Origin of the sequence: Streptomyces sp. 2A115 (assembly GCF_052245575.1) — a bacterium.
Taxonomy (GTDB): Bacteria; Actinomycetota; Actinomycetes; order Streptomycetales; family Streptomycetaceae; genus Streptomyces.
Window position 1 is genome coordinate 80794 of sequence record NZ_JBQQCG010000029.1, and the last position, 12146, is coordinate 92939.

General features: G+C 70.2%; 12 protein-coding genes and 1 tRNA gene. 9 read left to right on the plus strand and 4 right to left on the minus strand.

The annotated features are described in order from the left end of the window. Positions 1-189: 189 nt before the first annotated feature. The 5 genes from ACTWQR_RS24940 (at position 190) to ACTWQR_RS24960 (ending at position 3595) form a co-directional block, all read left to right on the plus strand. Positions 190-990 (plus strand): SDR family oxidoreductase, encoded by an 801-nt coding sequence (locus ACTWQR_RS24940; protein ID WP_443229380.1) that lies wholly within the window; start codon positions 190-192, stop codon positions 988-990. A 57-nt stretch (positions 991-1047) separates the two neighbouring features. Then, the gene (locus ACTWQR_RS24945) at positions 1048-1374 is read left to right on the plus strand and encodes a hypothetical protein (protein ID WP_443229381.1); all 327 of its coding nucleotides are present in this window, start codon (positions 1048-1050) and stop codon (positions 1372-1374) included. 208 nt (positions 1375-1582) lie between these two features. Further along, complete coding sequence (locus ACTWQR_RS24950) at positions 1583-1699, plus strand: short-chain dehydrogenase/reductase (RefSeq protein WP_443229382.1); 117 nt, start codon at positions 1583-1585, stop codon at positions 1697-1699. A 25-nt stretch (positions 1700-1724) separates the two neighbouring features. Beyond that, a complete protein-coding gene (locus tag ACTWQR_RS24955; protein WP_443229383.1) occupies positions 1725-1940 on the plus strand; it encodes a tautomerase family protein in 216 nt (71 codons plus the stop codon). Between the two features lie 1079 nt (positions 1941-3019). Further along, positions 3020-3595 (plus strand): hypothetical protein, encoded by a 576-nt coding sequence (locus ACTWQR_RS24960; RefSeq protein ID WP_443229384.1) that lies wholly within the window; start codon positions 3020-3022, stop codon positions 3593-3595. Positions 3596-4171: 576 nt separating this feature from the next. Here ACTWQR_RS24960 and ACTWQR_RS24965 read toward each other — a convergent pair. Then, positions 4172-4256, minus strand: a tRNA-Leu gene (locus tag ACTWQR_RS24965). Between the two features lie 187 nt (positions 4257-4443). Between ACTWQR_RS24965 and ACTWQR_RS24970 the strand changes: the two genes are divergently transcribed. From ACTWQR_RS24970 to ACTWQR_RS24980, 3 genes are all read left to right on the plus strand, one after another. Then, positions 4444-5769 (plus strand): M20/M25/M40 family metallo-hydrolase, encoded by a 1326-nt coding sequence (locus tag ACTWQR_RS24970; RefSeq protein ID WP_443229385.1) that lies wholly within the window; start codon positions 4444-4446, stop codon positions 5767-5769. A gap of 205 nt (positions 5770-5974) precedes the next feature. Then, on the plus strand, positions 5975-6208 hold the full coding sequence (chpH, locus tag ACTWQR_RS24975; RefSeq protein ID WP_443229386.1) for a chaplin ChpH: 234 nt from the start codon (positions 5975-5977) through the stop codon (positions 6206-6208). Positions 6209-6409: 201 nt separating this feature from the next. Next, positions 6410-7189, plus strand: coding sequence for a chaplin family protein (locus ACTWQR_RS24980; RefSeq protein WP_443229387.1), 780 nt, complete (start codon positions 6410-6412; stop codon positions 7187-7189). Between the two features lie 146 nt (positions 7190-7335). Here ACTWQR_RS24980 and ACTWQR_RS24985 read toward each other — a convergent pair whose 3' ends face one another. Further along, entirely contained in the window at positions 7336-7524 is a 189-nt protein-coding gene (locus ACTWQR_RS24985) for a DUF5703 family protein (RefSeq protein ID WP_033323315.1), read from the minus strand. A 47-nt stretch (positions 7525-7571) separates the two neighbouring features. Here ACTWQR_RS24985 and ACTWQR_RS24990 point away from each other — a divergent pair, with 47 nt between their 5' ends. Further along, complete coding sequence (locus ACTWQR_RS24990) at positions 7572-8276, plus strand: hypothetical protein (RefSeq protein ID WP_443229388.1); 705 nt, start codon at positions 7572-7574, stop codon at positions 8274-8276. 284 nt (positions 8277-8560) lie between these two features. Here ACTWQR_RS24990 and ACTWQR_RS24995 read toward each other — a convergent pair whose 3' ends face one another. Together ACTWQR_RS24995 and ACTWQR_RS25000 are read right to left on the minus strand one after the other, a co-directional pair. Beyond that, on the minus strand, positions 8561-11143 hold the full coding sequence (locus ACTWQR_RS24995; protein ID WP_443229389.1) for a helix-hairpin-helix domain-containing protein: 2583 nt from the start codon (positions 11141-11143) through the stop codon (positions 8561-8563). After that, positions 11140-12123 (minus strand): aldo/keto reductase, encoded by a 984-nt coding sequence (locus ACTWQR_RS25000; RefSeq protein ID WP_443229390.1) that lies wholly within the window; start codon positions 12121-12123, stop codon positions 11140-11142. The genes ACTWQR_RS24995 and ACTWQR_RS25000 overlap by 4 nt, the downstream gene beginning before the upstream one ends. Positions 12124-12146: the final 23 nt, after the last annotated feature.

Here is a 12146-nt window from a genome sequence, read left to right on the forward strand (position 1 = left end):
TCGTCACGCGCACCGGCGTTCTGAGCCAGGGGGTGGCAACCCCTGGGTAGAGACAGCCATGGCTGGCGCGGCGGCACCGGCCCACGCTGGAGACGCAAGCAGGGAGCAGCCGGTGACAACGCCGACGCCCCACGCCCCGATCCACCCGTCGTGGCATCCCCGCCTCTGGCATCGCTCAAAGGAGTCTCCATGTCCTCCCAAGAAACCGAGTCCTCCCAGGAAACCGCGGCGAGCCGCGGCGCGCTCAACCACCATGCGGACCAGCCCCGCGTCGCCATCGTCACCGGCGGCTCCCGCGGTATCGGCCGCGAGACGGTGAGTCGGCTGGCCGCCGACGGATTCGCCGTCGTGGTCGGTTACGCCGGCAATCGTGATCTGGCCGAGGCCGCCGTCAAGGAGGTCACCGCCGCCGGCGGCCGGGCCATCGCCGTCCAGGCCGACGTCGCCGACGAGCAGCAGGTGGCCGAGCTGTTCGCCACCGCCGAGTCCGAGTTCGGCGGCGTCGACGTGGTCGTCCACGCGGCCGGCCGACTGTACCTGGCCCCTGTCGCCGACCTGGACCTGACGGAGCTGGACGCGGTCCACCGAACCAACATCCGCGGGAGCTTCGTCGTCGCCCAGCAGTCCGCACGGAAGATCCGCAGCGGCGGGGCAATGGTCACCTTCTCAACTTCCGTAGTGGGCCTGGCCTTTCCCGGCTACGGCGCCTACAGCGCCAGCAAGGGTGCCATCGAGGCGCTCACGATGATCCTCGCCCGGGAGCTGCGCGGCCGGGACGTCACCGTCAACGCCGTCGCCCCCGGTCCAACGGCCACCGATCTGTTCCTCGAGGGCAAGGACGAGGAGACCATCGCCCGCTTGGCCGCCCAGGCCCCGCTGGAACGCCTCGGCACCCCCGCCGACATCGCCGAGGTCGTCGCCTTCCTCGCCTCACCGGCCGGCCACTGGGTCAACGGCCAGGTCGTCCGCGCCAACGGCGGCATCATCTGACCGACCACGGCGCCTTGGCCGTACGTATTCCGCACCTTTCCCCTCGCAAGGACCGCCATGTCCTCCGACACCACCGGGATCATCCTGGTGACCGGGGCCTCCAGTGACTTCGGCGCGCTGATCGCACGTGCTCTCGCCCGTGCCGACCACACGGTCCTCGCGGGAATCCGGCAGCCGGCCACCCGCAACACACGCGCCGTGGAAGACCTGATGCACTACGCCGCCGGCCGTAACGCCAACCTGCACGCCGTTGAACTCGACGTCATCTCCCCGACCTCCCGTACTTCACCGCGAAGGCGGCCACGGACGCCCTGGCCGTCGGCTAGGCCGCCGAAGTGCCGTGCTTCGTCATCGACACCGCGATCGACGTCCCCGGCGCCTTGACCTCCGGCAGCAACCGCTTCCTCCACACCGACGCACCCGCCGGCACCGACCGCGCGGCAGCCCACGACGAGAGCCACGGCCCCCTGCCGGCCGGACTCGACACGAGACTGGCCGCGCTCATCCCGCCGGAGCGGACGCCGCCCAAGTCGCCGATGCCGTCGTACGCCTGGTGGCCGTGCCCGCAGGCACCCGGCCGCTACGTACCCACATGGACCCCAGCCTTGACGGCGGCGAAGTCGTCTCCGCGGTCGCCGACCGTTCCCGTGCCGACTTCGTCCGCCGCGTCGGGCTGGACGACCTGCTCACCGCAGGCAGCACCCTGTAACCCCATCCCAGAAAAGAGAACCACCATGCCGTTCGCCAACTTCAAGGTCCCCGCCGGCACCCTCGACGAGAAGCAGAAGGAGAGAATCGTCACCCGCACCACCGAGCTCTACGTCGAGATCTACGGAGAGCGGGCCCGCGCCAACACCATGGTCCTGGTCGAGGAGGTCGCCGACGGTGGCTGGGGCATCGGAGGCAACGTCCTGACACTCGCCATGCTCGACCAATCGCCCGAGGCCTGACGCCTCCGGACCCGCAAGGCGGGCTCAGTCGGCACAGGCCGCCACCCGGTCGGGACCCGCCACCGGATCTCAGGGTCACCCCGCCCGCCCGCCTCAACAGGGCCAACGTCTCCCAGCGCCGGCCGCCCCGGCATCCTGCCGTCGGGAGACCGCCCCGCTGTGGAGAGGTACCGGCCTTCAGACGGACCTCAGCGGCCACAAGGAACCGAGGCATCCGCTCCGCACTGCATCAGATAGGCGGGCCCTCAGCGGGTCCCGGATCTCGGAGAGCCGGTGCTTGCTCTGATCGAGGACCTCGGGCAGGGAGTCGGCCAGGCTGGGACGGTAGTGATCGGTGGCTGCCGCGAGATCGCCCGGCCCGGCCCGCCGGCCCCCGTACAACTCGCAGTCGGCACACCGACCTGGCCGCGCGTCCACAACTGCTCTGCAGGTCCCAGCTCACATGCTGGTGATCCAGCCTGCGCCGACGACGACAAGTGGCCACGCAGCAGCCCCCAGCCAGAACACTCACGCGATCACTCACGCCGCGTTCAACGCCCCGGAACCCCTACCGTTCGGATCAATAACGCCACGCGAGGCCATGGCGGATCACAGAGCTCTGATGGCATGACATGAGCGAGATTTGACATTTCCGGTAGATATTCTCGGTGCTTTCGAAGTCTGAGCGGTGCTCTGATCGAAAAGTAAATCTCGCGAGGCGGGATTGATCGTCGCACCAGTAACCGCACCAGTAACTGTCCGCCGCCAGTCGGTCGTTTTTCACGGCTTCTCCACAACCCATACCGAGAGAGTGAGCGCACCATCACGCAGCGCACTCAATGAAAGATCGTGGATACTGGTTGAGCACTTTTCGAACATCGCATTGACTGTACGCGGCCCAATGATTCAGCGATGCTCGTAGTCATCGTCCACTATCTGTACTACGTCGGGTTTCCGAAATGCCCATCTCTCAGACCATTTATGGGTCGATAGGCTCTCGAGCGGCCGACTCAGGAGTGCCAGGTCCGGTCGACGTACTTTTCTCGATACAGCGGGATGAAACGGCAGCCTTGCTGCGCGATATGAGGAGTCAGCACATCATGCCGACGTTCCCCCAGCCGTGGGGATCGATCGACGCCTACCTTTCCCTGCTGCGCCGGCCGCGCCCCCTGGCGGTTCTGGATGTGCCGGACATCAGCCTGGTCCCTGACCTGCCGCAGCGCATTCACGTACTCAGCAGGCTGTCCGCCGTCGTCGTCCTGGTACCCGATGGCGCCGACTCGGTCTCCTTGCTGCGGGCCGGCGCCGCCAACGTACTGCCTCGACTCACGTCCCCCATGGAGTTGGCCAGCCGAATAGCTGCCGAGCGTCGCTGGCTGGCGGTGCTTCCCCCGCTTCATTACGCAAGCGACGCCCGCCGACGCCGGTCGCTCACACTGAACATAAAGCAGGGCTCCCAGGAGATTCTTCTGGAGCTCATCCAGGCTGCGAGGCATCCATGGTGCTGCCATGACCTGTGCCTTCTTCTTGGTGATGCACGGAATCCGCTCAGCCGACGCGCCCTGCAGGCCCGCATGACGCGCCTGACTCGCCGTATGACGGAGTGCGATATGTCATTCGCCATCACCAATCAGTGGGGTCGCACCACCTTCATCGGAGTGAACGATCGCTCGTAGGCATTCCTGCCGGAAACGCGCGAGCCGAAATGTGACAGCGCGTCAGCTGCGGGGGGCCTGACTCATGGTCATATACGTACCTGGACAGGTAACCCGGTGCTGTGGCCGGACAGGTTCGCCCGGTCGTGCCGCGACATCGCCGGCGGGCCCAATCGAAAGCGAGCCGTGGAGCCGGAGCGATACACCAGCCGGTTCTCGTCGACCGGCTGTTGGGCCCCTCGTCCGCCTCCGCCACGGCACCATCCGCGACGTACTGGCCTGCTTGGTTCGGCTTGGACCACTCCAGCACCGCACGCGCAATCGGTGAAGTACGTTCCGTTCTGGCGATGTGCGGCCGCACCGACGCGCCCGACGTACGCCTCCGCCCATTCGCCGAGGTCAGTGACCGAATCGATGCCGGCCCCCGCTGGTGATCACGACACTCGGCAGCATCGGTGACGTGCTCGCCGACGCCGAGCCAGAGAGGGAAGGCAGACGTCTGCCTGAACCTCGGTCTCCGGCTCACCTACGAGCCCGGAAAACAGCTCGTGCGGGTCGAGGCTCGCCTCGACCCGCACAAGTTGGGGATACGGTCTGTGTCCGAGGGGGGACTTGAACCCCCACGCCCGATAAAGGGCACTAGCACCTCAAGCTAGCGCGTCTGCCATTCCGCCACCCGGACCAGGTGTCTGTCGCGCGGGGTTCCCCTCGCGGCGACGGAGAAAACATTACCAGGCTTTCGAGGGCCCTCGATCACGGGTCGACGGCGTGTGAATCGCGTGTGACGAGCCGGGTCCGCCCTTGGGAAGGGGCGGCTCGGAGGGAGAGGATGAGAGGGACCACCAGCAGTGACCGTGGGAGGAAGCAGCGTGAGCGAGCCGGATACGAGCAGGAGGATCACGGGTGAGGACGAGGTCGTCGACCTCTGCCGCGAACTGATCCAGATCGACACCAGCAACTACGGAGACCACTCGGGGCCGGGAGAGCGCAAGGCCGCCGAGTACGTCGCCGAGAAGCTCGCCGAGGTGGGACTCGAACCTCAGATCTTCGAGTCGCACAAGGGTCGCGCCTCCACGGTGGCCAGGATCGAGGGGGAGGACCGTTCGCGGCCCGGGCTGCTCATCCACGGCCACACCGACGTCGTACCGGCCAACGCCCGGGACTGGACGCACGACCCGTTCTCCGGAGAGATCGCCGACGGCTGTGTGTGGGGCCGGGGCGCGGTCGACATGAAGGACATGGACGCGATGACCCTCGCGGTCGTACGCGACCGGCTGCGCAGCGGACGCAAACCGCCCCGGGACATCGTGCTGGCCTTCCTGGCGGACGAGGAGGCCGGCGGCAAGTTCGGTGCGAAGCACCTCGTCGACAAGCACCCGGATCTCTTCGAGGGTGTGACCGAGGCGATCGGCGAGGTCGGCGGGTTCTCCTTCACGGTCAACGAGAAGCTGCGGCTGTATCTCGTCGAGACGGCCCAGAAGGGCATGCACTGGATGAAGCTGACCGTGGACGGCACAGCCGGGCACGGTTCGATGATCCACCGGGACAACGCGATCACCGAGCTGTCCGAGGCCGTCGGGCGGCTCGGCCGCCACAGGTTCCCGGTGCGCGTGACCAAGACGCTGCGGCACTTCCTCGACGAACTCGGCGACGCGCTCGGCACCGAGCTCGACCCGGAGAACATGGACGAGACGCTCGCCAAGCTCGGCGGCATGGCCAAGCTCATCGGCGCCTCGCTGCAGAACACCGCCAACCCGACCCAGCTGGGCGCCGGTTACAAGGTCAACGTCATCCCGGGCCAGGCCACCGCGCACGTCGACGGCCGTTATCTGCCGGGCTACGAGGAGGAGTTCCTCGCCGACCTGGACCGGATCCTCGGCCCGAACGTGAAGCGCGAGGATGTGCACGCCGACAAGGCCCTGGAGACCACCTTCGACGGGGCTCTCGTGGACGCCATGCAGACCGCGCTGGTCGCAGAGGACCCGATCGCGCGGGCTGTGCCGTACATGCTCTCGGCCGGCACCGACGCGAAGTCCTTCGATGATCTCGGTATCCGCTGCTTCGGCTTCGCGCCGCTGAAGCTGCCGCCGGAGCTGGACTTCGCCGGGATGTTCCACGGTGTGGACGAGCGGGTGCCGGTCGATGCCCTGAAGTTCGGTGTGCGGGTACTCGACCGCTTCATCGAGGCGTCCTGAGGCACCTTGGACAGCGACCGGACGGCGATACCAGCAACCAAGTGTCCTGAATTAGGCCGCTGAAACGAAACTCCAATAATCGCCAGCGCGTACGGAGTCGACTGAGAAGGGTGAATGCGCTCATAGGCTCGTAGCTCTATTACTCCCTCCTCGTTACTGATGATGTGATCCGCGGCTGGGATCGCATTGCCAACTAGGAGGAATAATGATCAAGAAGGTCGTCGCTGCTGCGGCTGCCACTGGTGGCCTCGTTCTCGCTGGTGCGGGAATCGCTGCTGCCGACGCCGGTGCTCAGGGTGCTGCCGTGCACTCGCCCGGCGTGCTTTCGGGCAACGTCGTTCAGGCGCCGATTCACGTGCCGGTGAACGTCTGCGGCAACACGATCTCTGTGGTCGGGCTGCTGAACCCTGCCTTTGGCAACACCTGCACCAACGCCTGACGTTGTGCCTCGTCTCATGAGGATCTGAACCCTGTGAGGATCTGAACCCACATGAGGTTCGGACCCCGTGAGGGTCTGAGTCCGCGGCCCCGGAGTGCGCGCCATGCGCTCCGGGGCCGCCGACATTCCGCATTCCGCGCACGCGCATTCGGGCGCGTGCGCGTTCCCGAAGCTACAAGGCTTACAAGGCAGGGAAAAGCTATGCGACAGGTCACCCGCAAAGGCCTGATGACCGTGGCGGCCGCGAGCGGCGTCCTGGCAGCGACCGGCGGATACGCGCACGCCGCCTCGGGGGCGCACGGCTCCGCTTCGGACTCCCCGGGCGTGCTCTCGGGGAACTCGGTGCAGGCGCCGGTGGACGTGCCGGTCAACGTCTGCGGCAACACCGTGAACGTGGTCGGGCTGCTCAACCCGGCGATGGGCAACAGCTGTACCGACGAGAGCGGTGGCTCCGGCACCGGTAAGCCGTCGTCCGGCGGTGGATCGCAGGTCGGCGGACACACCGGTGACTCGCCCGGCGTGGGCTCCGGCAACCACGTGCAGATCCCGGTGGACGTGCCGGTCAACGTCTGCGGCAACAGCGTCTCCGTGGGCGGCGTCGGCAACGCGGCCACGGGCAACGACTGCGGGAACACCTCGGGAGGGCACGAGACGACGCCTCCTGGGTACGGGGAGCCGAATCCTCCCGGTCAGCCCGGTCGGCCGGGCGACCCCGAGGAGCCGGGCAAGCCAGGGGTGCCCGGTACGCCGGGACAGCCGGGTGAGCCTGGTGAGCCGGGTCAGCCGCCGTCTTCCGGCGGCGAGGGCCCGGGCGCCTCGAACCCGAACCATCCGGGCACCCAGGTCGTCACGCAGCCCAGGGGCACCTCGCAGCTCGCGCAGACCGGCAGCGACCTGCCGCTCGGCCTCGCACTGCCGGTGGGCGCGGGCGCGCTGCTGGTGGGCGCCGTGCTCTACCGCAAGGCACGTGCCTCGGCGTGAAGCGACGCATGACACGGTGACGCATGACACGGTAATGAACGTCATGACACGGTAATGAACGTCATGGCGCGATAAACGCCCCAGTGGTCGGTGAAACGGAGCGGGCCCCGCGAGTGCGGGGCCCGCTCCGTTTCAGCCGTCCTGAGTCACCACGTGGCGCGCACCTGGCGGATGATCCGTCGGCGCAGCCGCACTCTGCGGCTGCCGTCGGGGTGCAGGCTGAGGCGGTCCAACTCCCAGTGTCCGTACTCCGCATGGTCGGTCAGCAGGCGTGTGGTCTCCTTGCGGGAGACCCCGCGCGGAACGTACACGTCGACAAATTCGTATTCCGGCATCGCATCTATTGTGCGTGCGGAGGCCGTGTACGGATAGCGTCTGCACTATGTCTGATGCTGCGCAGCCCACCGCTGCCGAGGTACGCGCCGCCGCCGAGGCGGTCAAGGCTGCGCTCGACCGCCACCTGGCGGCGGTCGAGCGCAGGTCGGGTGAAGACGATCCGGCCGTCTACGAGGCGTTCAACGAGCTGGCCGCGGCCGCCGAGGAGTACGACGAGCTCCTCTACGACCGCTATGACGAGGTCACTCCCTTCGAGATCCCGGGTACGGACGACACACTGCCGCCGTATACGGGGCCGGAGGAGCCCAACGCGCTGAGCGTGCTGATCCGCCGGGACTACGTGGTGGTCGAGCCGCAGCGGCTGCTGGCGCAGGCCCAGCGGGTGGAGGCCGTGGAGGAATCCGGGGCCGTGGCCGAGGGGTTCGACGCGGCGGCGCGCACCGTGCACGGTGCGCTGGGCGTCCTCTTCGGCGAATTCGAACCCGACGAGATCGCCTCCCGGCACAAGGAGTTCGGCCTGGAGGAGGGCGACTCCACGCTGTGGGTCACCGCCGCGGACGAACCGGCTGACCCCGGCGAGTGGCTGGAGGCCCCGTTCGACGACGCCGATTCCCACCGGATCGTGTGCCGCTTCGACGTCAGCGCCGTCTTCGACGACGAGACCGGGGACGACCTCGAGGACGACGGGGAAGACGCGGAAGACGTGGCGGACGGAGCCGAGGAACTGGAGTCGTTGGACGCGGATCGCTGAGGTTCGTGCGGGTGGCGGTCACCGGGCCTGTGGGCCGGGTGACCGCCACTGGCGTGTTCGGGCGTCGGCCTCGGCGGGGGCGAGGGCATGGCGGCAGCGTGTCTGCGAGGCCGGCGGGCTTGCTCGCAGGCTGCCCGGTGGCGGTGGCGGTGGCGGTGGCGGTGGCGGTGGCGGTGGCGGTGGCGGTCGCGGCCGGAGGCCTGGGCCCGCCCTCGGCCCAGCACTCCGGACACGCCCACCGCCCGGTCTCCAGGGCCGCTCGCTGCCGGCGCTCCTTCCGGCCCTCAGCCGGACGCCGGGACCTGGGCCTTGAGCAGAGCCGGCAAACGGGTGGTGCGGGGCTTGGCCGAGACCTCCGCCACCGCGCGCGGCAGCGCCTGCTCCACTCCGTGGACCACCGAGAGGTGGTGCTCGGCACGGCCGAAGGCCGTGTAGACCCAGGGCCTGGTGAGCGCCTGCGCGGCGTCGCCGGGCAGTACCACGACCGCGGCGGACCAGCGCATTCCGACCGCCTGGTGCGCGGTGAGCGCCCAGCCGTGACGCACGGTCTGCTCCACCCGCTCCTTCGGTACGACGACCGGGGCGCCCGCGCACTCCAGATGCAGCCCCTCGGCGTCGGCCTTCACCACGTGGCCCGGCACCGTCCGGCCCAGCGCCGGAGCGTAGGCGATCCGGTCGCCCGGGTCGAAGCCCCCGAAGCGGCCGGGGCCCGGGTTGAGCCGCTCCTTCAACGCGGCGTTGAGCGCGCGGGTGCCCGCCGCGCCGCCGTGGCCCGGAGTGATCACCTGGGTCTGCTCGGCGGGGATCCCGATCGCTCGCGGCACCGAGTCCGCGACCAGTTGCACGGTGCGGTGGACCGCCTCTCCGGCGTCCCGCACCGGGACGATCACGACTTCCTTGCCGGGGGCCGCGACCTGGTTCAGCTCGCCCACGCCGACTCCCGAGACCAGCTCGCCGACGGGGCCGGGGTCGGGTGTCCGTGAGGCGATCTGCGGGCACGCCCGCGCGGCGAGCAGATCCGCGAAGACCCGCCCGGGCCCCGCCGACCACAGCACACCGGGGTCCCCGCTCAGCACGAGCCGGGCCCCGTCGGGGAGCGACTCGGCCAGCATCGCCGCGCTCTCCACGTCCAGCTGCGGCGCGTCGAGCACGACCAGCAGGTCCGTCCTGAGCATGCCGTCCGTGTCTCGTCCCGGCCCTTCGGAGCCGGACAGCAGCCCGGAGACGGTGGCCACGGCTTCGTGGCCCTCGTGGCCCCGGCCGTCCACGACGGCGCCCTCGGTCGCTCCGGCGCCGGGGTGCCCAGGCGCGGCGCGGCGCGCTTCGGCCGGGGAGCCCGGTCCCGTGCCCGCGTCCGCACCGTGGCCGGGTGCCGACGACGGCCCGGTACCCGTGGCTCCGGGGCGCGTTCCCTCCGCGGCGGCGAGCAGCGCGGCGAAGCGGCGGCGGCCGTCCGGGCTGTGCGTGGCGGCGCACACCCGAAGACCGAGAGCCCGGGCGGCGGCGACCAGGGCCGCCGGTTCCGCGCGGGACGCCTCGCCGCCGGTGTGCAGGACGAGGCCGTGGCCCGCGACGGCGCGGATCAGTTCGGCGGCGGAGCCGGTCGCGGCCGGCTCCCAGTCCATGGCCGAACCGTCCTCCTTGGGCGGCGAGTTGACCACCCGGGCGAGCCCGTCGGCGAGGCTCTCCTCGGCGAGTGCGTATCGCTCCAGGCCGATGAGGACGCGGACCGGGCGTTCCTGCTCGCCCTCCTCGCTCTCTTCCCCGTCCTCGGACTGGCGGGGAGCCAGGGGCGTGCCGGGCTCGTCCAGCGCGTCCTGGAAGACCAGGGCGTCACCCTCGGCGAGAGCGCTCTGCACGGCGGCATCCGGGTCCGGCACCGAGCGCTGCGCGAGTGCGGCATGCAGCGCCTGGGCCTCCAGGGCGGTGTGCCCGGCCAGGGCCGCCTGCTCGAGGAGCCATACGGTGACCGCACGGCCCCGCCGCTCGTCGTCCGGCCCGCACTCCGCGCCGAGCAGCGCCCGGGCGAAACCGTCGGCCTGCTCGGGCCGCACCCCCGGCACGCGCAGCAACTGCCAGGGGTCCGCGCGGAGTTGTCCGTCCGCTCCTTCGCCGAGGGCCGCGGCGACCTGCGGCGCGAGCGTGTCGGGAGCGCCGCCCTCGACGAGCACGGCCCGTACGCTGTCGACGGCCTCGGGGGCCACTGACGCGTCGGCGCCGGAGGGCACGGGCTGCTGAGGCCGCCGCACCGGCTCGGGTGCGGGCCTGCGGGGGCCCGGGTCCGGCTCGCCGAAGACGCTCGCCGGGGGCTTCTCTCCGCTCTCCACCGCCCGTACGGCCGCGAGCAGGTCGGCCGCCTTTCCGCTCAACCGCGCCCCGCTCCGAACCGGCGCGGCCTTCTCGGCCTTCCGCTGTTCGATCCGCTCCCGCAACTCCCGCTGCGCGGCCAACTCGGCCGCGGCCTCGGACAACTCGCCCGCGTCCGCACCGGCCGTGCCGCCTTCGGTGGTACCGCCGTCCGCGCCTGAATCGGTCGTGTCGCCCTCGGCCGTGTCGCCACCCGCCTCCTCGCCGCCGGTCGTGCCGTCTGCGGCAGCGAGCCCTTCCGCCTCCGGTGCCGCGTCCGTACCGCTGCCCGGCCCGTCCTCGGCTCCGTTGTCACCGGGCTCGGCAGGATCCTCCTCAGGGGCGTGGCTTCCGCCAGCGGCACCGTCGACGGTCGAGCCCCCGCCCGTACTCGTACTCGGCGAGGCGACCGCTTCGCCCTCGGCACCGGGCCGAGCCCCGACCCCAGGCTCCCGGGGCTCGGGGCCGGCGCTCGGCGTCCCCGGCTCGGCTTCCTCTGCGGCGGGCGGCTCCGTGGTCACAGCGTGCTCCAGTTGTGATCGGGATAGTGGTGCACGGGCGCTGACACGTCGTCGAGCGCTCGGCAGATCTCGTCAGGAAGACTAAGGGTCTCCACTGACAACGCGGCCGTGAGCTGCGCCGCGTTACGCGCGCCGATGATGGGGGCGGCCACCCCGGGCCGGTCGCGGACCCATGCGAGGGCCACCTGGAGCGGGGTTACCGCGAGCCCGTCCGCCGCGGTCGCCACCGCGTCCACGATGCGGCTCGCCGGGTCGTCCAGATACGGCGCGACGAAGGGCGCCAGGTCTTCCGACGCGCCCCGGGAGTCCGAAGGCGTCGCATGCCGGTACTTGCCCGTCAGCACGCCCCGGCCCAGCGGAGACGACGGGAGCAGGCCTATGCCGAGGTCCAGCGCCGCGGGCAGCACCTCACGCTCGATGCCGCGCTGCAGCAGCGAGTACTCCATCTGCGTACTGGACAGCCGGGTCCGTACGCCGGGCGCGGCGAGCTGCCAGGTCGCCGCTTTGGCGAGCTGCCAGCCGCAGAAGTTGGACACCCCCGCATACCGGGCGCGGCCGCTGTTGACCGCGAGGTCGAGAGCTTGGAGGGTCTCCTCCAGCGGAGCCTCGGGGTCGAAGGCGTGGATCTGCCACAGGTCCACGTAGTCCGTGCCGAGCCGCGCCAGCGAGGCGTCGAGCGCGGACAGCAGATGCCCGCGCGAACCGTCGAAGCGCCGGTCCGGATCCGGCACGCTGCCCGCCTTGGTCGAGATCACCAGGTCCCGGCGCGGCACCAGCCCCTCCATGAGCTGCCCGAGCAGATACTCGGCCTCCCCGCCCCCGTACACGTCGGCCGTGTCGACGAGCGTCCCGCCCGCCTCCCAGAACGCCTTCAACAGGTCCGCGGCGTCATGCTCGTCGGTGTCCCGGCCCCATGTGAGGGTGCCGAGTCCGATCCGGGACACGCGCAGGCCGGTACGGCCGAGATGCCTCTGCTCCATGTGGGCTGAGATTACTGGCCATA